19 protein-coding genes and 1 tRNA gene are annotated in these 20,937 nt (G+C 62.7%); 13 read left to right on the forward strand and 7 right to left on the reverse strand.

The window, feature by feature from the left end; genetic code table 11:
• Positions 1–71: 71 nt before the first annotated feature.
• From GRI59_RS01600 to GRI59_RS01625, 6 genes are read left to right on the forward strand one after another with little or no spacing between them, the layout of a single operon-like run.
• Positions 72–992 carry a GGDEF domain-containing protein gene (locus tag GRI59_RS01600; protein WP_160759450.1) on the forward strand — a complete coding sequence of 307 codons (921 nt, stop codon included), beginning with the start codon at positions 72–74 and terminating at the stop codon, positions 990–992.
• A gap of 43 nt (positions 993–1,035) precedes the next feature.
• Positions 1,036–2,238, forward strand: a complete 1,203-nt coding sequence (gene purT, locus GRI59_RS01605; protein ID WP_160759451.1) for a formate-dependent phosphoribosylglycinamide formyltransferase — start codon at positions 1,036–1,038, stop codon at positions 2,236–2,238.
• A gap of 10 nt (positions 2,239–2,248) precedes the next feature.
• Entirely contained in the window at positions 2,249–3,256 is a 1,008-nt protein-coding gene (locus tag GRI59_RS01610) for an NAD(P)H-dependent flavin oxidoreductase (RefSeq protein ID WP_160759452.1), read from the forward strand.
• 1 nt (position 3,257) lies between these two features.
• Entirely contained in the window at positions 3,258–4,124 is an 867-nt protein-coding gene (gene purU / locus GRI59_RS01615; RefSeq protein WP_160759453.1) for a formyltetrahydrofolate deformylase, read from the forward strand.
• A 21-nt stretch (positions 4,125–4,145) separates the two neighbouring features.
• Positions 4,146–5,414, forward strand: a complete 1,269-nt coding sequence (locus tag GRI59_RS01620; RefSeq protein ID WP_160759454.1) for a serine hydrolase domain-containing protein — start codon at positions 4,146–4,148, stop codon at positions 5,412–5,414.
• A 50-nt stretch (positions 5,415–5,464) separates the two neighbouring features.
• The gene (locus GRI59_RS01625; protein WP_160759455.1) at positions 5,465–5,866 is read left to right on the forward strand and encodes a VOC family protein; all 402 of its coding nucleotides are present in this window, start codon (positions 5,465–5,467) and stop codon (positions 5,864–5,866) included.
• 138 nt (positions 5,867–6,004) lie between these two features.
• On the opposite strand, the gene GRI59_RS01630 is transcribed toward GRI59_RS01625, so the two are convergent.
• The 3 genes from GRI59_RS01630 to GRI59_RS01640 are packed head-to-tail and all read right to left on the reverse strand — an operon-like array spanning position 6,005 to position 9,773.
• Positions 6,005–6,460 carry a protein tyrosine phosphatase family protein gene (locus GRI59_RS01630; protein WP_160759456.1) on the reverse strand — a complete coding sequence of 152 codons (456 nt, stop codon included), beginning with the start codon at positions 6,458–6,460 and terminating at the stop codon, positions 6,005–6,007.
• 3 nt (positions 6,461–6,463) lie between these two features.
• Positions 6,464–7,573 (reverse strand): WD40/YVTN/BNR-like repeat-containing protein, encoded by a 1,110-nt coding sequence (locus tag GRI59_RS01635; protein WP_160759457.1) that lies wholly within the window; start codon positions 7,571–7,573, stop codon positions 6,464–6,466.
• 22 nt (positions 7,574–7,595) lie between these two features.
• Positions 7,596–9,773 (reverse strand): PQQ-dependent dehydrogenase, methanol/ethanol family, encoded by a 2,178-nt coding sequence (locus tag GRI59_RS01640; RefSeq protein ID WP_160759458.1) that lies wholly within the window; start codon positions 9,771–9,773, stop codon positions 7,596–7,598.
• Between the two features lie 117 nt (positions 9,774–9,890).
• On the opposite strand from GRI59_RS01640, the gene GRI59_RS01645 reads away from it, so the two are divergent.
• Complete coding sequence (locus tag GRI59_RS01645) at positions 9,891–10,772, forward strand: dienelactone hydrolase family protein (RefSeq protein ID WP_160759459.1); 882 nt, start codon at positions 9,891–9,893, stop codon at positions 10,770–10,772.
• Positions 10,773–11,005: 233 nt separating this feature from the next.
• On the opposite strand, the gene GRI59_RS01650 is transcribed toward GRI59_RS01645, so the two are convergent.
• Complete coding sequence (locus tag GRI59_RS01650) at positions 11,006–11,968, reverse strand: complex I NDUFA9 subunit family protein (protein WP_160759460.1); 963 nt, start codon at positions 11,966–11,968, stop codon at positions 11,006–11,008.
• 41 nt (positions 11,969–12,009) lie between these two features.
• Between GRI59_RS01650 and GRI59_RS01655 the strand changes: the two genes are divergently transcribed.
• The 3 genes from GRI59_RS01655 (at position 12,010) to GRI59_RS01665 (ending at position 13,708) form a co-directional block, all read left to right on the forward strand.
• Positions 12,010–12,159 (forward strand): hypothetical protein, encoded by a 150-nt coding sequence (locus GRI59_RS01655; protein ID WP_160759461.1) that lies wholly within the window; start codon positions 12,010–12,012, stop codon positions 12,157–12,159.
• Between the two features lie 70 nt (positions 12,160–12,229).
• Positions 12,230–12,316, forward strand: a tRNA-Leu gene (locus GRI59_RS01660).
• A 165-nt stretch (positions 12,317–12,481) separates the two neighbouring features.
• Positions 12,482–13,708, forward strand: coding sequence for a tyrosine-type recombinase/integrase (locus GRI59_RS01665; RefSeq protein WP_160759462.1), 1,227 nt, complete (start codon positions 12,482–12,484; stop codon positions 13,706–13,708).
• Positions 13,709–13,769: 61 nt separating this feature from the next.
• On the opposite strand, the gene GRI59_RS01670 is transcribed toward GRI59_RS01665, so the two are convergent.
• Entirely contained in the window at positions 13,770–14,654 is an 885-nt protein-coding gene (locus tag GRI59_RS01670; protein ID WP_160759463.1) for a BrxR family helix-turn-helix transcriptional regulator, read from the reverse strand.
• 125 nt (positions 14,655–14,779) lie between these two features.
• Here GRI59_RS01670 and GRI59_RS01675 point away from each other — a divergent pair, with 125 nt between their 5' ends.
• The gene (locus tag GRI59_RS01675; RefSeq protein ID WP_160759464.1) at positions 14,780–15,727 is read left to right on the forward strand and encodes a CBASS oligonucleotide cyclase; all 948 of its coding nucleotides are present in this window, start codon (positions 14,780–14,782) and stop codon (positions 15,725–15,727) included.
• A gap of 25 nt (positions 15,728–15,752) precedes the next feature.
• Here the strand turns inward: GRI59_RS01675 and GRI59_RS01680 are convergent, their stop codons facing one another.
• On the reverse strand, positions 15,753–16,316 hold the full coding sequence (locus GRI59_RS01680; protein ID WP_160759465.1) for a Swt1 family HEPN domain-containing protein: 564 nt from the start codon (positions 16,314–16,316) through the stop codon (positions 15,753–15,755).
• A 228-nt stretch (positions 16,317–16,544) separates the two neighbouring features.
• Between GRI59_RS01680 and GRI59_RS15980 the strand changes: the two genes are divergently transcribed.
• Positions 16,545–17,462 carry an HNH endonuclease gene (locus GRI59_RS15980; RefSeq protein ID WP_160759466.1) on the forward strand — a complete coding sequence of 306 codons (918 nt, stop codon included), beginning with the start codon at positions 16,545–16,547 and terminating at the stop codon, positions 17,460–17,462.
• A gap of 5 nt (positions 17,463–17,467) precedes the next feature.
• Here the strand turns inward: GRI59_RS15980 and GRI59_RS01690 are convergent, their stop codons facing one another.
• Positions 17,468–18,103, reverse strand: coding sequence for a S24 family peptidase (locus tag GRI59_RS01690; protein ID WP_160759467.1), 636 nt, complete (start codon positions 18,101–18,103; stop codon positions 17,468–17,470).
• A 461-nt stretch (positions 18,104–18,564) separates the two neighbouring features.
• Here GRI59_RS01690 and hsdR point away from each other — a divergent pair, with 461 nt between their 5' ends.
• Entirely contained in the window at positions 18,565–20,931 is a 2,367-nt protein-coding gene (gene hsdR, locus GRI59_RS01695; protein ID WP_160759468.1) for an EcoAI/FtnUII family type I restriction enzme subunit R, read from the forward strand.
• Positions 20,932–20,937: the final 6 nt, after the last annotated feature.

Consider the following 20,937-nt stretch of genomic DNA (forward strand, 5'->3'; position numbering starts at 1 on the left):
TTAGTTACCAAGTAAATCTGACTAGGAGCGAGTTGACGAATCTTTCGTTGGACCGCTGGGGCACTGTCGGCATGAAAATTGGTTTGAGTGACGTCGAAGGCCACGTCTTGCATGGCCTGCTGGAGGAAACCTCCGGCGATATTGTGATCCGGCTCGACCGGCATGGATTCATCATTCACGCATCGGCCAATATTGCCGAGCTGGGGCTCGATCTATCCGGCGCATTGCTGCTGCCGCACATCACTGACCTCGCCGATCGCAATCATGCCGCTTTCCTGGGCGAGCATGTCAACGCGGCGCTCTCCGGACGCACGCAGGCCGGCTGGACCGAGTTTCCCGTGATCGCCTGCCCTGAACGCGACACCTGCCGGGAAGCGCACTGCCAGCGCTGGTACGCCCTTAGCCTCAGGCCGATGTGCGATAACACCGGCACGCCTGATGGGGCGATGTGCCTGATGCGATCGGTCCAGCAAGTGCGCAGCCTCGAAGGCGAATTGCACGCCCGCGCGGTCACCGATCCGCTGACGGGGCTCGCCAATCGGCAGGCGTTTTGTGCCAGCTTACGGCGGCACCTGGCCAAGGGCGGCGGGCAGATGATCGCGGTCTTCGCAGTCGATGCGATGCGCGCGCTGCTGATGCGTTATGGCCAGCGCACGGCGGATGAAGTGCTGTGGGGCTTTGCCATGTTTCTCGAAACAATGGCACTTCCGGGGCATGAACTGGCGCAGCTGGATGGCGAGCGCTTCGCGGTGCTGCTGCCCGAAATGACCTCACGCGGCGCGCGCGAATGGGCCGAGGATGTGGTCACCACCTTCGCCGGCCTCGCCGCTCCCGTCTCAGCCAAGGCGCCGCAATTGACCGCCAGTGCAGGCCTTGCTCGGGTGGAATGCACGGTCGACTGGACCTTGCGGGAGGCGGAACTCGGCCTCGTGCTGGCGCGCGCCGGTGGCGGAGGGAAGGTGGGTTTAGCGGGGTATCGACGGGCAGCGTGACGCCCGGCTAGACTCGCGCGGGCGGATGGGTAATGCCTCCGGCATGAGCCACATTGCCACCATCCTGCTGCTCGGTTCGGGCGAGTTGGGCCGCGAATTCGTGATTGCCGCCAAGCGCCTCGGCGCGAGGGTGATTGCCTGCGACAGCTATGACAATGCCCCCGCGATGCAGCTGGCAGACGCGCGCGAGGTGTTTTCTATGCTCGACGGCGCGGCGCTGCGCGCTGCGGCAGAGAAGCACCGCCCCGATCTGATCGTCCCCGAAATCGAAGCGATCCGCACCGAAGTCCTCGCCGATCTGGAGCAAGAGGGCTTCACCATCGTCCCCTCCGCCCGCGCGGTACAGCTGACCATGAACCGCGACGCGATCCGCGATCTGGCCGCGGGTGAGCTGGGCCTCGTCACCTCGCAATACGGCTATGCCGAAAGCTTTGCTGAAGCGCGCGAGGTCGCAGACCGCATCGGCTATCCGCTGGTGATGAAGCCCGTGATGTCGTCATCGGGCAAGGGCCAGAGCAAGGTCGACACGCCCGAAGCACTGGAAGCCGCGTGGGACTATGCCGTCGCCAATATGCGCGGCGACCGGGCGCGGGTGATCGCTGAGCAGTTCATCGCCTTTGACTATGAAATCACCCTGCTGACCGTGCGCCACGCGGGCGGCATCAGCTTCTGCCCGCCCATCGGCCACCGGCAGGAGCGCGGCGATTACCGTGAAAGCTGGCAACCTGCCGCGATGTCGCCTGCCGCGCTGGCCGCCGCGCAGGACATGGCGGCCAAGGTCACCGCCGCGCTGCAAGGCGGCGGACGCGGCTGGGGGCTGTATGGGGTGGAGTTCTTTGTTGCCAGAAACAAGGAAGGCACCGAGGAAGTGATCTTCTCCGAGCTCTCCCCGCGCCCGCACGATACCGGGATGGTGACGCTGGCCTCGCAGGACTTGAACGAATTCGATCTCCACGCCCGCGCGATCCTCGGCCTGCCCGTGCCCAGCAGCATTGCGGCCCGCCCCGCCGCCTCGGCCGTGATCCTCGCCGACCGCGATTGCGATGACTTCGGCTTCGAGGGGCTGGCCGATGCGCTCGCCCTTTCGCCCGATGTGGACGTGCGTATCTTCGGCAAGCCGGTCACCCGCCCCTACCGCCGGATGGGCGTTGCGCTCGCACGAGCGGCCGACGCACTCGCTGCCGTCGAACTTGCCAAGCAAGCCGCCGCAGCCGTGCGGATTGTCTATTCTCCCGAAGCCGACTAGGGCGCGCGCCATGACAACCTATCCTCATACCGCCGCCTTGATGAAGCGCGGCACCGACTTCCTCGGCTGCGAGACCGCGATCATGTGCGGCGCGATGAGCTGGGTGAGCGAGCGCAACCTCGTCGCCGCGATTTCCAACGCGGGCGGGTTCGGCGTGATCGCCTGCGGGGCGATGACGCCTGACATCCTTGACCGCGAAATTGCCGCGACCAAGGCGCTGACGACCAAGCCTTTCGGTGTGAATCTCATCACCATGCACCCCGGCCTGTTCGATCTGATCGCCGTGTGCCGCAAGCATGGCGTGACCCATGTGGTGCTGGCAGGCGGCATCCCGCCCAAGGGTTCGGTAGAAGCGATCAAGGAGAGCGGCGCGAAAGTGATCTGTTTCGCCCCCACGCTGGCGCTCGCCAAGAAGCTGCTGCGTTCCGGCGCGGATGCGATGGTGATCGAGGGGATGGAAGCGGGCGGCCATATCGGCCCGGTCTCCACCAGCGTGCTGGCACAGGAAATCCTGCCGGAACTCGCCGCCGACCACCTGATCTTCGTTGCCGGCGGTATCGGCCGGGGCGAGGCGATCGCCAGCTACCTCGAAATGGGCGCGGCGGGTGTGCAATTGGGCACCCGCTTCGCCTGCGCGACCGAGAGCATCGCTCACCCTGCCTTCAAGAAGGCCTTTTTCCGCGCCTCGGCCCGCGAAGCGGTCGCCAGCGTGCAGGTCGATCCGCGCTTGCCGGTGATCCCGGTGCGCGCACTGAAGAACAAGGGCACCGAGGAATTCACCGCCAAGCAGCGCGAAGTCGCCGCCCTTCTGGACGCGGGCGAAGTCGACATGGGTGAAGCGCAGCTCCAGATCGAACATTTCTGGGCAGGCGCCCTGCGCCGCGCGGTGATCGACGGCGATGTCGAAAACGGCAGCGTCATGGCCGGGCAATCGGTCGGCATGGTCACCAAGGAAGAGCCCGCCGCTGACATCATCGCCGAGCTGATGAGCCAGTGCGAGGCGGCGCTCGCGCGGTAAGATGGCGCAACCTCTGATCCTCACCCTCGCCTGTCCCGACCGGCCCGGCATCACCGCGCGGGTCACAGGGTTTCTGTTCGAGCGCAATTGCAACATCCTTGACGCGCAGCAGTTCAACGACCGCGCCGGGAACGGCGGCGCCGACCGCTTCTTCATGCGCGTGGTGTTCGATCCCGATGGCTCGACTGCGGAGGGGTTGCGCAGCGATTTCGCGGCGCTGGCAGGCGAGTTCGCGATGGAATGGACGATGGTCACCGAAGACCGCCCGCGCCGCACGATCATCCTCGTCAGCAAGTTCGATCACTGCCTGGTCGATCTCCTCTACCGCTGGCGCACGGGCGAGCTGCCGATCGATCCGGTGGCGATCGTCTCCAACCACCCGCGCGAGGCTGCGATCCGGGTGGATATTGGCGATATCCCGTTCCACCACATCCCGGTGACCCCCGCCACCAAGCCCGAGGCCGAGGCGGCGTTCCGCGCGCTGGCGGATGCAACCGACGCCGAGTTGATCGTGCTGGCGCGCTACATGCAGGTGTTCTCGGATGAACAATCCGCCCATTTCGCGGGGCGCTGCATCAACATCCACCACTCGTTCCTGCCCGGTTTCAAGGGCGCGCGGCCCTATCATCAAGCGCACGAACGCGGGGTGAAGATCATCGGCGCGACGGCGCATTTCGTCACTGCCGACTTGGACGAAGGCCCGATCATCCATCAGGATGTCGAGCGCATCACCCATGCCGACAGCCCTGAAGATCTGGTGCGCAAGGGCCGCGATATCGAACGCCGGGTGCTCGCCGAAGCGGTGCGGCTGTTCTCGCAGGAACGTGTATTGATGAACGGCACCCGGACGGTGGTGTTCAGAGGTTAAGTCAATCGGGGGGAACGGCGCATGATCAAGGCAATCGCAGGGGCGGCGCTGGTACTTCTCGCGGTTCCCGTGGCCGCGCAGGAACCTGCTCCGTTTGCACCTGACTGCACCGCCATCGCTACCTTCCTTGACCGCGCTGTGACCGAAGGCCGCACCGTGGGCGCAACCGCGCTGGTGTGGAAGGACGGCGGGGAACGCTGCTTTGCCACCGCCGGCGATGCTGATCGTGAGGCAGCCCGCCCTATCGCGCGTGACACGCTGTTCCAGATCTATTCGATGACCAAGCCGGTCACTGGCACCGCGCTGATGCAGCTGTGGGAGCAGGGCAAGTTCGGGCTCGACGATCCGCTCGAATGGCACCTGCCGGAATATGCCGCGCTGAAAGTGGCCGATGGGACGAACCCCGATGGCTCGCCGATCCTGCGCGAACCGCGCCGCAAGGTGACGGTGCGGGATGTGCTGCGTCATACGGCGGGCTTCACCTATGGCCCCGAAGGCCCGCCGCAGAACGCTGCCGACCGGGTGTGGGCCGAGCTCCAGCCGCTGTCCTCCACCAACACTTTGGCGGAGTTCTCGCAGAAAATGGCGCAGGTGCCGCTGCTGTTCGATCCCGGCACGCACTGGAATTACAGCGCGGGCGTGGATGTGCAGGCGCGGCTGGTCGAGGTGCTGTCGGACCAGCCCTTCGCCGACTATGTCGCGCAGCATATTTTCCAGCCGCTTGGCATGGCGGACAGCGGATGGAAACGCACCGCCGCCGACCGCCCGCGCCTCGCCCGCATCTATGAAGGTGAGAACGGCGCGCTGGCGCCGTGGCCGGATGACAGGCTGCTCAATGCCAATTTCATGGGCCAGCCGATGACGATGGGCGGATCGGGGATCGTCACCACGGTCGATGATTACATGACATTCGCGCGGATGCTGCTGGGCGAAGGGACGCTGAACGGGGTGCGCATCCTCAAGCCCTCGACCATCCGACTGATGGCGAGTGACCAGCTCGATCCGCGTATCGCGCCCGCGAACCGCTCATGGCTGGTGGGCAAGGGCGGCGGCGGGTTCGGGTTCGATGTCTTCGTGCGCACGGCGCCACCGGCAACGCCCGAGGAGAACCGCGGCAGTGTCGGCGAGTTCTATTGGGACGGTTACCCCTCGATGCTGTTCTGGGTCGATCCGGCGCAGAATATGGCGGTCGTCTTCGCGACGCAGAAGCTGCCGTTCGATACCGATCTGCACCGCGATTTCCGGATCGCGGTATACGGCGTGGACTATACCGGGCCTCCGGGCGACTAGCGCATTTTTCGCAGTGGCCAGCCACGGCCGGCGCGCGCAATCTGGCGACCATGATTGTTGAACGCCTCGACCATGTGAACATCATCACCGACCGGCTGGCCGAGACCGCGCGGTTCTATGCCGGGCTGCTCGATCTGGAGGAGCGCGACGGCCCGCCGCCGCTCCCGCCGCATCAGGTGCGCTGGATGTATGATGCGAGCGGGCAGGCGATCCTGCACATCAATTCGGTCGATTGCCCGCGCGCCTTTGACCGCGCGGTGATGCCCGGGGCCGAGACCGGGGCGATTCACCATGTCGCGCTGCGCTGCGGGGCGTTTGATGTGGTGAAGGCGCGGCTCGATGCGCGCGGGGCGGAGTACCGGGTGAACGATATCCCCTCGATCGGGCTGCGGCAGATCTTCACCGCTGATCCGAACAATGTGCTGCTGGAGCTGAACTTTTTCGGGAGTTGATCCCCCTACTCCCATCACCCCCGTCACCCTGAACTTGTTTCAGGGTCCATCGGGCGGCCCAACGCGGTTCATGATGGAGCAGAGAAAAGCTGTGAAATGGATGCTGAAACGAGTTCAGCATGACGAGAAAAGGGGCAATCAACCCTCACCTTTCACCAGCGCGCGCCACACCGGAGGCGCTTGCTCGTCCTCCAGCGGGTTCCACACCTTTGCCATCCGCGCGCGGGCCTCGGGTTCGGGCACGCCCTCCGCGCAGTCGAGCAGGTAGAAGAACGCCGTCACCCGCCAGTTCATGATGCAGTGCACGTGGGTAGCGCCGGGATGCGCGGCAAGCGCTTCGTCCAACGCCGCGACATGGGCAGGCGTTGGCGCGTCGAAGGGCACCGGGATGTGGGTGTAAGCGATCCCCGCAGCCGCCATGAGCGCCGCCTCATCCGCCAGCGCCTCGGGGTGTTCGGTCAGGGCGAGGTTCACCACGTGCCGCACGCCGATGGCCGCGAGGCGTACCGGATCATGCGCTTCGAGCTTGCCCGAGGTCGTGATCCCGTCCGCGCGGCGCTGCCAGTTGCGGATATCCTCGGGATCGCCGCTCATGGCCTAGCCCTTGGGCGGGGCGGGCAGGTCGATCGCCTGCACTTCGGTGCCGATGGCGTAGAGCCGGACGCCCTTGTCGGTGCTGACGGCTTGGAACTTGTTGGCAGCCCGCGCGATGGGCGCGCGCTCCCACGTTGTGCCGCCGTCCTTCGTGGCAAAGCCCCCTGCGGCCGTGCCGACAAAGCCCACATCCGCGCTGACGAAGCCGATGCCGAACTGGCGCGCGGCCTTGTCCTGCGCGATTTCGATCTCGCGCCATGTCCGCCCGCGATCATCGCTGCGGATCACCAGCTGGGTGGCGCGTTCGGGGTCGTAACTCTGCACCGTGGCGTAGCCGGTGTCGCCGCCTTCGGGAAAGCTCGCCTTCCAGATCAGCTCATAGCCGCGGCCTGAGCGGTAGACTTCCTTCCACGTCTTGCCGCCATCTTCGGTGCGCAGCACCAGCCCTTCGGCCTGCGCGGGATCAGCGTTGGTGGCGGCGAAGACGAGGCCGGTGTTCTCATCGAAGAACTTCACGTCGAGGATCATGCCCGCGTGCGCGCTCATATCGATCACGCTCCACGTCTCGCCCCCGTCGACCGAGCGCAGCATCCCCGTCGGCCCGCCAACGCGCCCGGCGGCGTGGATGATGGTGCGGGGCTTGAGTTCGCCCTGATAGATGCGCTTCACTGGCAGGATGTCGATCGCGCAGACGCCCTTGATCGTGGCATCTCCGGTATCGACCGCTTCCCACGTCACCCCGCCATCGCGGGTGCGGTAGAGCGGGGTTTCGTCGGTGACGCCGGGGTAATAGTCTGTGCCGATATTGCCGATGAAGCCGTTCTGGCGGTCAACGAAGCCGACCGCGCGGACGAAGGTGCCGGGGCGGCTGGCGATCTTCTGCCACGTCGCGCCGCCATCCTTGGTGGCGAACAGATCGCCTGCGCCGGTGCCGTACCAGCCGTGGCTTTCATCGACGAAGCTGACAGAGTCGCGCTTCCCGCGATACGCCTCGGTGGCGAAGGTGCGCCATTCGCCCGCAGACGGAGCGGCAGCGACAGGCGCGGCCTCCTCGGCGGCGAGCGGCATGGCATAGGCAAGTGCGGCGATTGCCGCGGCAGTAAGCAGCTTCATGTGGTGCGATCCCTTGTTTGGCCTAGCGGCGGGCGACCTTCCTCCCCGCCTCTATGGCCTTGTCTGCGTTAGCCCGGCTGATGACATAGGCGCGGATCGCTTCGATCTCTTCTTTCGACAAAGAGCCTTTGAAACTCGCCATACCGTTGTTTTTCAGCACGCCGTCATGCACCACCGCGCTCCACGCCGCCGAGCTTTCGAGCGAACCGGCGCGGCGCAGGTCCGGCAACACGGTTGAACCCACCGCGCCCGGCGCATGGCACACCGCGCAGTAACGGCCATACTTCACCTGCCCCACCGCGATCACCTCGGGCGCAGCCGTGCTCGGCGGCGGGTCGAGCGGCAGGTCGGCCAGCGCTGGTTCGGGCGGCAGTTTCGCCGTCCCGCCAAGCTTGAACACCAGCAGGCGCGAGATGTTGCGCACCGGGGCCTTGCGGTTGATCAGGTCGCCGTCGACCGACAGCGCATAGGCCCCGCCCCAACCCGCCAGCACCGCGACATATTGCTCGCCATTGACGGTGTAGGTCACAGGCGGCGCGACCACGCCGGTCTGCGCGGCGAAGCTCCACAGCTTCTTGCCGTTGGCGGCGTCATAGGCGTTGAATTCGCTCCCCGTGGTGCCCTGGAACACAAGGCCGCCTCCCGTAGCCAGCAATCCGCCGTTCCACGGCCCCGGATGCTCGACCGTCCAGCGCGCCTTCTGCGCCACCGGGTCCCACGCCACCAGCCGACCCTTGAGCGTACCGGCGACCTCCTTTCGGAAGCCGCCGTCAGACGGCAATTCGCCTGCCAAGCTGAAGCCGACATTGAAGCCGCGCGCGCGATCAGGCTTCCAGTTGGCCTCGGGCGCATACATCATCCCCGCTTCGAAGGCCGGGATGTAAACCAGGTTCTCGGTCGGGCTATAGGCCATCGGGTGCCAATTGTGCCCGCCGAGCGGCCCCGGCAGCACCAGCGCGGGCTTGCCGGTCTTGTCGATCCGGGTTTCGGGGTTCTCGATCGGACGGCCGGTCTTGGGATCGACGCCCGTCGCCCAGTTGAGACCAACATAGGGCTTGGCCGAGATGAACTTCCCCGTCTCGCGGTCGATCACGTAGAAGAACCCGTTCTTGGGCGCCTGCATCAGCACTTTGCGCGGCTTCCCGTCGATCTCCATGTCGGCGAGCATGATGTGCTGAGTGGCGGTGAAGTCCCACGTCTCCCCCGGCGTCGTCTGGTAGTGCCAGACGTACTCGCCCGTCTTGGGCCGGATCGCGACGATGCTGGAAAGATAGAGGTTGTCCCCCTCCCCCGTCCCGTCCTTGCCCGGACTGCGATAGGCGCGGTTCCACGGGCTGCCATTGCCGACCCCGATATAGAGCAAATCAAGCTCGGGATCGTAAGCCATCGAATCCCACACCGTGCCGCCGCCGCCAATCGCATCATTGGCGCCCAGCACGTCCATGTTCCACGTTTCCGCGGCCTTCTGGAGATAGGCGGGCTGATCCTTGGCGTCCCCGCCTTCGGGCACGGTATAGAACTTCCACAACTGCTCGCCGCTGCCGGCATCATAGGCGGCGACAAAGCCGCGCACGCCGAACTCGGCCCCGCCATTCCCGATGATCACCTTGCCATCGATGACGCGCGGCGCGCCGGTGATGGTGTAGCTCTTGGACTGGTCGACCGTGACCTTCTCCCAGGCGACCTTGCCCGTCTCGCGGTCGAGCGCGATCAGGCGGCCATCCAGCGTGCCGAAGAACAGCTTGTCGCCCCATGCCGCCAGCCCGCGGTTCACCACATCGCAGCAGGCCTTCACGGCGGTTTCGCCCGGAACCTCCGGGTCATGCTCCCACAGCTTGGCGCCGGTGGTCGCGTCAAACGCCTTCACCTTGCTCCACGCGGTGGTGAGGTAGAGCTTGCCGTCGATCACCAGCGGGGTCGCTTCCTGCCCGCGCCCGGTGTCCATATCGGCATACCAGGCCAGGCCGAGCTGGCCGACATTCTCGCGGTTGACCCCATCCAGCGGCGAAAAGCGCTGTTCGGAATAGGTGCGCCCATGGCTCACCCAATTGGCCGAATCGCCATCCGCACCGACCAGCACGGCGGACGTGATGCGCCCCTCCTCACCCCCGTCAGCTCCGCCGAAAATCTGGCTGCAATTGGCCAGCGTGCCTGCCGACAGCAATAATGCTGCGCCCAGCGTCCACCGCTTCAGGTCCATCGATCCCACTCTCCCTGTTTTCTTTTGCCACCTATGTTGCCCACACAATCAGCGCTTGTCCATGCCTGCCGCTCCTGCCTATCTGTGGCCATGGCGGGGGCCGCAGGAGAGATTTCAATGTGCGAAGAAAGCAAGCTGGCCGAATGGGCCAAAGCCACGATCAGCCGTCGCCAGTTCGGCGCTTTGACCGGAGCAGCGGCGCTGGCCGCCTGCGCGTCAGGCGAAGCTGAAAGCGTGGCGCAAAACCCGCTCCCCGGCCTCAAGGAGCGCGGGGTCAGTTTCGCAACCGCCGATGGCACGCTGGACGGGTTTTTCGTCCAGCCTGAAAGTGGCAACCACCCCGCCGTAATCCTGTGGCCCGACATTGCCAGCATCCGTGAAGCCAAGCGCAACATCGCCCGCAAGCTCGCGCAGGCAGGCTACGCCGTGCTGGTCGTGAACCCCTATTACCGCGACGTCACCGGCGAACAGTTCGCCGATTTCGCCACCTTCATTGCTGATGGCGGCTTCCAGAAAGTCGGCCCGTGGCGCAAGAAATTGGATGCCGCTGCGATCATGCGGGATGCGACCGCCATCGTCGACTGGCTCGACCGGCAGGACGGCGTCGATCAAGCACACGGGATCGGCACGCAGGGCTATTGCATGGGCGGGCCGTTCACGATCTGGAGCGCAGCAGCTGTGCCGACGCGGATCAAGGCTGCGGCCAGCTTCCACGGCGGCGGGCTGGTGCGGCCCGACAATCCGATGAGCCCGCACAAGCTGCTGGACAAGGTCGATGCCAGCCTGCTGATCGCAGTGGCACAGGATGATGACGCCGAGGCTCCCGCCGACAAGACCACCTTTGCCGAAGCGGCCGAGGCAGCCAAGGTCGGCGCGGTGGTGACCGTCTATCCGGGCGATCACGGCTGGATGGTGGCCGACAGCCCTGCCTATGACGCCACGGCCGCCGCGCGCGGAGAGGCTGACCTCAAGGCGCTTTACGCCGCCGCGCTGGCTTAGAACGGCGGGCTTTCCTACTTGGAGGGGGCGGGTTTAGGCTCGCCCTCATGCTGCGCGCCCTGCACCCTACGTCCTGCCTTGCTGCTGACGGGAGTTTCCGGTCGGTGGGGGCGTTTCCCAACGCCGCGCTTTGTGTTCTGGACAGTGTCTCATGTGTCTCCAACACAGGGTCGGAGGGGCACGAGCCTGAACGGGATCGCGGGTGTGCCGGGCGTGGCGCGATTCGCGTGGGCCTAGGCCTTGCGCGCCTTTGCCCGGTCATTGGCTGCGCCAAAGCGGCCATGCTTGCGGTAACGCTGCATCCACTTGTCGAGGAACAGGCCGAGCGGCTTGGGCTCGATCCCCAATTCGGCAAACCCGCGCGCACCCGGCGCGACCGTGCTGCCGGGCTTGAGCAGCGTCCACTGGTCACGGCTCATCGGCGTGCCGGGCAGCGCAGCGAAGGTCGCGCTGAGGCCATCGGGCACGGCGAGGAAGGTGCGCTTGCGCCCTTGGGCTTCGGCGATCCGCTCGTGGATCTCCATCATGGAGAGCTGCTCCGGCCCGCCCAGCTCATAGGTGTGGCCGCCGTGGAGTTCAGGGTGCTCCAGCGCCACTGCAATCGCCTCGGCCACGTCATCGGCATAGACCAGCTGCAACTTCGCCTCCGGCCCGAACACCGGGAGCACCGGCAGCATCTCGATCATGCCGCCGAACAGGTTGAGGAAGTTGTCGTCCTTGCCGAACACGATCGAGGGGCGCAGCACCGTCGCAGCGGGGAAAGCGGCGAGCACGCGCTGCTCGCCCAGCGCCTTGCCGCGCGCGTAAGCGGTGGGCGAGGCCGCGTCCGCACCGATCGCGCTGATCTGGACGAAGGCCTTGACGCCGTCCGCTGCGGCCAGCCGCGCGATCGTGCCGGGGGCCTCACCCATCAGCTTTTCGAGATCACCGCTGAATGCGCCGACGAGGTTGACCACATAGCTCGCCCCGTCGAGCGCAGCAGCGACGTGCTCCTCGCGCGTGATATCACAGGGCATCAGTTGCAGCTGGCCCAGATTGGCGAGCGGTTTGAGATCCTGCGCCTTGCCGGGCGCGCGGCTGGCCAACCGGATGCGCGCGCCGCGTGCGAGCAAGCTCTGCGCGACGTAATTGCCGATATAGCCAGTGCCGCCGAAAATCGTGACCAGCTGGCCGGAAAGCGGGGAGGAGGTGGGCATGGTTTGGGTGCTCTTCGTGGCCTGAGACAGTGCAGGGCGTTGTGCTGGCCGCGCTTTGCTTCAACGAAGCGGGCGAGGCAAGAGTTCCGGTGGCGGGAATCGCCGAGATTGCCAAGGCGCTTTGCGGGCGTTTCGACAGGCCGAAGCAGCCGGTGGTGCTTCGCCTGCATGGCGGGCAAGGTTTGCATTGACAGCACCCCCACCCCCCCGCTAATGGCCCGCGCCTACCCAGCTTCCGGCAGCGATGACCGGATGCACCGTGCCCAGATGGCGGAATTGGTAGACGCACCAGCTTCAGGTGCTGGCGCTCGCAAGGGCGTGGAGGTTCGAGTCCTCTTCTGGGCACCATTTGTTCTTTTCAGAACATCCCAAAAAGTCTATAAAAGCCGCAGAAATCCGGGGGAATTGGCCCTCGGATGGTTCCGGATCGTCCCGGCTGTTCCCGGGGGTTCCTGACATTTTTGCGGGCCTTTTGCGGGCCTTTTGCAAATACCGCTAGAAAAAGGCCCGCACATGGCTTTGACCGAGACTCGGCTCCGCGCACTCAAGGCGAAGGACAAACCATACAAGGTCGCCGACCAACGCGGCCTCTATATCGAGGTCACTCCGTCGGGCGGCAAACTCTGGCGATTTCGGTATCGGATCGGCAAGGTTGAAAAGAAGCTGGCCATCGGAAGCTATCCCGACATCAGTCTGAAACAGGCGCGAGAAGCGACATACGAGGCACGCCATTCGGTGGCTTCAGGCGGCGACCCTGCATTCGAGAAGCGTAAGCAGAAGATCCGCGAGGAGTTCCTGTCCGCGCAAACCTTCGAAGCTGTCGCGCGCGAATACATCGAGCAGATGATGGTGCAGAACGGCCGGGCCGATGCGACCCTCATCAAGGCCAATTACTTCCTCGATCAACTGGTTCCCGCGATTGGCGACCGGCCCATCCAGGATATCGAGCCGTTCGAAGTCCTGGCGCCGCTCAAGCGGCTTGAAGCGACCGGCAAGCACGAAACGGCCAAGAAGTGTCGTTCGTTTGCTGGAAGGGTTTTTCGTTACGCCGTCGCCACAACCCGCTGCACGGCCGATCCGACAAGTATGCTCAAGGGCGCTCTCGTCACTCCCCGTGCCAAGCACTATGCAGCGATCCTTGAACCCAAGGAGCTGGGTGGCCTGCTCCGAGCGATCGATGACTACACTGGCTACCCGGTCACGAGACTCGCTCTCCAAATCGCGCCACATGTTTTCGTCCGCCCCGGCGAACTGCGTCATGCCGAATGGCGCGAGATCGATCTTGTAGAGGGAATTTGGAAAATCCCGGCAGGCAAGATGAAAGCGCGCAGGGCGCATGCGGTACCGCTATCCAAGCAAGTGATCAGCTTGCTAACCGATCTCGCCGAAATGCTTGATCACAAGGGCTATGTGTTCCCTTCCGCGCGCAGTTTCACAAGGCCGATGAGTGAAAACGCCCTCAATGCGGCTTTCCGCCGAATGGGCTTCTCAAAAGAAGAAGTGACAGCGCACGGGCTGCGCGCAACAGCCTCCACTTTCCTCAATGAATCCGGGCTCTGGAACCCCGATGCGATCGAGCGAGCTCTGGCGCATGGCGACAGCAATGCAGTGCGAGGGGCATACCATCGCGGTAAGCACTGGGAAGAGCGGGTCCGGATGGCGCAATGGTGGAGCGATCACCTCGACCAGCTTCGCTTGGGCGGGAATGTGGTTGATATCCAAAGATCGGTCGCCGCATAGGTTTGATCTCAAATAGCAGTGGTTGTTGAAGGCAATCGCGCGCCACCAGAATAAATGGCGGTCAGAAAGCCCAGTCAGCTTTCCTCAGGGCGGCCATGGCTTCCTCCTTGTTTGCGATCACGATGTGTTGGCTCCTCGGCGGCTTGGTCTCAGGATCGTCCAAAAGGCCGAGGCGTTTTAGGACGTAGAATAACATCGCATAGCGGACGTCGAGACCAGCGATGCCATTTATCATGCCGTAGTCACGCTCGACGATCGATCTCTGGGCAGCACCCAGTAGGGGATGTGGAGAGATCTGCAGCCTGAACCGCTCTTGCCAAAGTTCATCCTGGTCGCCCCATAACCCACCGTCACCAGGGGTCCGCGACCCGAGAATGCGCGGCAGGAGGAAGTCCTTAAACTTATCTGTTTCGTGGCAATAAGCTCGTGTGTGCCACCTGAGCCCGTCAAATCCAAATGCATGGGGGGTTATTCGCCGCCATACCGGTTCTGGCCTTTCACGGCTCATCGACTGATATCGGACCTCAAGGGAGCCGCGCACTCGATTGGCATCAAGAACCGCATGTAGGCAACCCGCGTCCATCTCGCGCGCTGGTGTCAGGACGATGTCCACCTCTGGTGGCGAGCCGATCCAGGAATCTTCAGGTTCGACTAAGCCCTCGGCGAGCGAGCGGAGTCGCAGAAGATAATCCGATGGCCCGCCCTGTAAAAACACCGGTTTGAAATCATGGCTCGCAACGTAGCGCTTTCCGCGCGGGTCGTAGGTAGCATTGTCGGGCGCGCGTCTCTGATATTCAGTCAGGTCGTTCGATGCCTGCGGCTCCGACACCTTGAACACTCTCCGTAAATCGGATCGACGGACACCGCCCTCCCACGCCAGCTGAAATTCGACGAATTCGAGCCGGCGCTCAGCTCCCCACCCCAGTTTTTTGGAAGGTTCGGTCATGGCAGCTCCAATGGGTATGAAAAATAGATGGACATAGAAAGTTAATCCGTATAAATAATATGCCCTATCGCGAATCATGTCAATCGCCAGCCCGAGACGACCGGGTCAACAGGGAGTTTGTCGACATGGCCCTCTATGATGCCGAGTTGCGGCGCTACGATTCCAACGTGCTGCGGCTGCCCGCCGACAAGCGTACTGAATACCACCAGCAGGTCGATCGTCTGATCACGAACCTGTGCGCAAACATCCGGAACAAGACCGACATCAAGATCACCAAGGTCGTGAAAGCGGGGTCGTTCGCCAAGTTCACCATCCTGCGCCGCACGAAGGTGGACCCGGTCGATGTCGACGTTGTCTTTTACATCGAAGGCAAGGACGTCGATGCAGAGACCCTCGAAAGCTTGAGCGAGCAGATCCACGATCTGCTGATCGAGCAGTATCCCAACAAGTCGGTCGAGCATTTCGAGATCCAGCGCAAGGCAGCAACCGTGCGGTTCGTAGGCAGTGGTCTCAGCGTCGACATCGTGCCCGTCGTCGCGAACGAGTCTCGTGAAGGCTACGGTTGGCAATTCGATATCCACGATGGTTCGCGGATGGAAACGTGCGCCCCGTGCCAGATCCAGTTCGTGCGGGATCGCAAGGCCGTTGACAAGGACTACCGGACCCTCGTCCGCCTCGCGAAGAAGTGGCGCAACCACTCGGAACTCAAGCCGCTCAAGTCCTTTGCAATCGAGCTCATCCTTGCCTTCTTACTCGACAAGAACGGTCCCGGCGGGAGCATCGAGCGCAAGTTCTGCGACTTCCTCCTCTACATCGCTCAGAGCGGTCTCAAGGAGAGGATCTCATTCCCCGAGAACAGCGTGTTCTTCTCCAGCTTCGACGATCCCGTCGTCATCATCGACCCGGTCTGCAGCTCGAACAATGTCGCAAGCCGCATCAGCGAGACCGAGCGGCAGCAGATTGTCGCCGCCGCAACCGAAGCCTGGGAAGCCGCTCACTTCGCCTCGGTCGAGAACGAGCCGGAACACTGGAAGGATATCTTCGGTCCCCGCTTCAGCACGGAGGATGTGTGATGAGCACCGCTACCCGGACCGCGACCTACACCGAAGTCGACGTTGCCAACGTCGTGCGCCGGGTCAAAGCCGATCTTTTCATGATCGCTGACAGCACTGGCGCGATCACGCGCGACAAAGGGCTTGCTACAGGCTCATCGGGCTGGCTAGGCATAGGAGCCATCTCGCGCAAGGCATCCGCTTTGGCTCGCCGGATCGCCTCAAGGGTCTCCGACCTTGCACCGATCGCGCTGAGGAATAATTCGAGCGTGTCCGTATCTCGGTACATCTCGCTGGGGCTGACATCCGCAGCGCCTTGGTGCGCCCACTTGTTTCTAACCGACTGGAGCTCCTTCAGCCAGGAACGTGCTTCTCGGGGCAAGGTTAGGCTAGCACTAAGATCGAACCAGTTCTGATCTAAGATCCGCAAGAGAGCTGCAAAATCGAAGTCCGAGATCTGAGTGAAGTTTTTTTCGCGGGCGATCCGCTGTTGCTGGAAGGTCAGCCGATCAAGAACGTGCTTTGACCACCAATCCGGTGAAATTTTGGGCAGGCAATCCCCAAGAAACTTGGCAACATCTGCCGATGCGGCTCGCAAAAGTGAGATCATTCATTGCCCTCCTTGCGTCCGCACCGACGCCCGACGAACCATTGCTATCAGTCGAGCGCAGAATTTCATCATCAAAATCGGATGCTAGCGGCAAGTTCGTCCCGCTAGACCGAGAATTCCGGTTATGCCTTGAATCAATCGTATAAAGTTTGAACGGTAAGTGCGAACCTGGACGGAGGACCACTTGGCGGGCATTCTGATTAAGATGGATAGGCAAGGGGTCGGACTGTGAAGGGTGTCTTCGAGATCAGTGGCGATTCTCGGTACGACGACGAGATCACCGAGCGCTACCATTTTCCGAGCAATTACCTTCCTGTTGCTCGGAATTTGGCCGGCGATTGGATCGTGTACCGTGAAACCCGTATCGCCGGCGGAAGGATGGCGTACATCGCTGCGGCCATGGTGGAGCGGATCGATCCCGATCCCGTTGACCCAAGCCACTACTACGCCAGGGTGCGCGACTATCTCGAATTCGACCAGCCAGTTCCTTACCGCGATTGCGATGGCCGCTTTGCCGAGCGTTTCCTGCGCGAGATGGCGAGACCCGGCGATGCCGGACGCACGATGCGGGGCAAATCGGTTCGCGCGCTCGACAACGCTGACTTCGTCGCGATCGTCAATGCAGGTCTGGCCGAGACCCTCGATCCGGACAACCGGATCAGACTTGAGCTCGATACCTTTCGGATCGACGTGGAGACCAGCCTACTACTGGGTGATCAGTTTGCCCAACGGCGGGTTGAGCAGATGCTGGTCAATCGCAAGATCCGCGATGCCAACTTCCGAAACCACGTCCTCGACGCCTATGAAAACACGTGTGCCGTGACAGGTCTCAGGATCGTCAACGGGGGCGGTAAAGCCGAGGCCCAGGCCGCGCATATCTGGTCGGTTGCGGATGGCGGGCCGGACATTGTCCAGAACGGGGTGGCACTATCGGCGACCGCACACTGGCTGTTCGATCGGCATCTGATCAGCTTTGATGACAATCTTTGCCTGCTTGTCTCACACAACAAAGTGCCGTCGGAATACCTCCAACTGTTCCCCCCGGCCGGGCAGCAGATTCGCCTGCCACGCGATTCAGGTCTTCATCCACGCCCTGATTTTGTCGCACGGCACAGGGAGCGGTTCGCAGGGGCTCTCGCTCACTAAGTCGGTCAGACAGTCCGGCCGAACCAGATTACGCGGCCGACGACATGAACAGTAGCGCGATCGACATCGGTCCAACTCGGGTAAGACGCATTGTCACTCGAAATGGTGATGTGGCGGCCGCCTGGCTGCATGGTCACACGCTTCACGACGAGCGCATCGTCGATCCGCAGGACATAGATGCCATCGCGTAGCCGCGCGCCATGATCAGAGGCATCGACCAAAACCTCGTCGTCGTCCCTGAGCGTCGGTTCCATCGATTCCCCATCAACGTGGATGATCGAGAGGCTTGCGCTCTTGGCCCGCGTCAGTCTGCCAAGCCAGCGTTCGTCGAACCCAAACCTGGTATGTGCTGCCTCGCTTTCAGCAATCGCGCCAAAACCCGCCGAAGCGTCGACATCGAGTACCGGGATCTCGACCAGGCCATCCTTCACCTGGGGCGGCGGGCCGCCGAGCAGTTGCTCGTCCACGCCAAAGAACCGCGCAAGGAGACGACGGTCTTCGTCATCCAGCTTACGCGGAGAGCCGCGCTTGATGAATTGCTGGATATACGCGGGGTTGCGATTGAGCAGCCGCGAAACCGCGGAATACCCAACGTGTCGCTGCCGGATCAGGCGATCCAGCTCTTCTCTGACATTTTCCATCCGTGTCGCCTTTCGAGGGGCGGTCCAGGCAGATTGTAGGATTTCATCCTAGACTCGATGGAGTCTTCCTAATAAGAACATATCAAGAACACAAGCTGATTCTGAGTCGAGGTAGATCATGAAGCTGCTGGATCGCATCGAGTTGCATCTCAGGGAAACGCACATTTCCGCCACCCGCTTTGGCAGGCGTGCGGTGGGAGATCCGCGCTTCGTGCTGGACTTGCGGATGGGGCGGCGGCCACGGCGGCGAACCCTTGAGAGGGTAGAGACTTATTTGAATAGCCACCATCAATCGAATTAGAACGATCCTCACCGGGATGCATCTTCAAATTTAGTTCTCACGGCTATTTGGGGATATTTCGTGGATCGGGGCGAGTTCAATTGGACCACTCAGTTTGGCTCGATGCCTGCCATCACGCCGGTTGCCATTCAAACGTTGTTCGGCGATTGTGCTCGATAAGATGAATACCGAAGCGGATACCTGTCGAAAGTACATTGTTCCCAAGTTGCAATCCGCAGGCTGGGACGAATCGCCGTGCGCGATTCAAGAGCAACGGACCTTTACGGACGGTCGGGTTCTCTTCGTCGGTGGAGTGCCACGACGAGGGACACGCAAGCGTGCGGATTACATCCTGCGCTATCGGCCTGACTACCCGATCGCTGTGATCGAAGCGAAGGCAGGCTATCGCTCAGCTCATGACGGCGTTCAGCAAGCGAAGGAATATGCCGAAGTGCTGGGCGTCAGGTTTGCATATGCAAGCAACGGTCGGGACATAATCGAAATCGACCTGGCTCTCGGGACTGAGGTTCAGCGTACCGACTTCCCGACCCCGGGCGAACTTTGGTCTCGCGTCGAGACCCGCTTGGAAATCTCAGGCGATCGTGCCTCTAAGCTGTTGTCAGCGAGTTTTCCTGATCCCGAACGACCGCTGCGCTACTACCAGGAGATTGCAGTCAATCGTGCGATGGAAGCGATCCTGGGCGGGCAACGCCGTGCTTTGCTCAATCTTTGCACCGGCGCCGGAAAGACCGCGGTTGCATTCCAGCTCTGCTGGCGCCTGTGGTCAGCCGGATGGAACAAGCGCGGCGACCATCGCAAGCCCAAAGTCCTTTTCCTTGCCGACCGGAATATCCTAGTCGACGATCCCAAGGATAAGACTTTCGCTCCGTTTGGCGATGCGCGCTGGAAGCTGGGTGCGAACGCGATCAGCCATGGCCGCGACATCTACTTCTCAACCTATCAGGCCATCGCGCGCGACGAGAACCGTCCCGGCCTCTACAAGGAGTTCGCACCTGACTTCTTCGACCTCATCATAATCGATGAGTGTCATCGGGGAAGTGCGCGTTCGGACAGTTCCTGGCGTGAGATCCTGGAATGGTTCGAGCCAGCCTATCAGCTTGGAATGACGGCCACGCCTCTGCGGGAAGAGAGCCGGGACACCTATGCCTATTTCCAGAAGCCTCTGTACACCTACTCCCTGGCACAAGGGATCGAGGACGGCTTTCTCGCGCCCTACCGGGTTCACCGCATCGTCACCGATCTCGATGCCGTCGGATGGCGTCCATCTGCCGGGGAACTGGATCGTTACGGGCGGGAGATTCCGGACGAGGAATACCAGACAAAGGACTTCGAGCGCCTTATCGCACTGCGGTCCCGGACCGAGGCCATCGCCCGTCACCTGACCGATTTCCTCAAGAACACAGACCGCTTTGCCAAGACCATCGTGTTCTGTGTCGATCAGGATCATGCCAGCGAGATGCGGCAGGCGCTGATCAATCTGAATTCCGACATGGTTGCCAAGTATCCAGATTACGTAACGCGGGTGACGTCCGATGAGGGCGACATTGGCAAGGGCAAGCTTGGCACGTTTCAGGATGTGGAGTCCGAAACGCCGGTCATCCTCACTACATCGCAGTTGCTGACCACGGGGGTCGATGCGCCTACCTGCAAGAATGTGGCCCTGGCGCGCGTCGTCGGCTCGATGGCGGAATTCAAGCAGATCATCGGACGTGGAACTCGGCTTCGCGAGGACTACGGGAAGCTCTGGTTCAACATCCTGGATTACACCGGCACCGCGACCGAAAAGTTTGCGGACCCGGCCTTCGACGGTGATCCTGCAGCCGAAATCACGACTGAAATCGATGCCGATGGCGAAGTCGTGGCTACAGATGAGGAACAGATCGAAACTGCATCGGACGACTTCGAAGCCGATGCGGGTACGACGGTACTGCCGCCGGATGAACCCGACGCCCTGCCGCGAAAGCTCTACGTTGATGGCGGCGAAGTCGAAGTCGTCGCCCATCTGGTCTATGATCTCGATTCCGATGGGAAGCGGCTGACCTGTCGCAAGCTCACCGACTGGACCGGGGAGAAAGTTCGGACGCTGTTTCCCACGCCAGCGGCCTTTCGTGCCGAGTGGGCCATTCAGGACAAGCGCAGCGCGATCATCGATGCCTTGGCCGAACGCGGGATCGATCTAGTCGCGCTTCAGGTTGATGCGGGCAGGCCAGAGGACGATCCGTTCGACCTTCTTTGTCACCTCGCCTGGAATGCACCGCTTACCACGCGGACAGAGCGCGCCCAACGGCTGCGCGCCCGTGATCCGGACCTGTTTCAGCGGTATGGCGATGAAGCGAGGGTTGTGATTGACGCCTTGCTTGAAAAGTATGCCGCCACCGGGCCTGACCAGCTATCCTTGCCTCAGGCGCTCAAGGTTCAGCCCATTTCCGACTTCGGCAATCCCAGCGAGATCGCGCGCCTGTTCGGCGGCCCCCAGGCGATGCGTGAAGCGGTGGCGGAACTGACCGAAGCTCTCTATGCGGCCTGATAATCG

This window comes from Erythrobacter ramosus, assembly GCF_009828055.1.
GTDB classification, from domain to species: Bacteria; Pseudomonadota; Alphaproteobacteria; order Sphingomonadales; family Sphingomonadaceae; genus Erythrobacter; species Erythrobacter ramosus.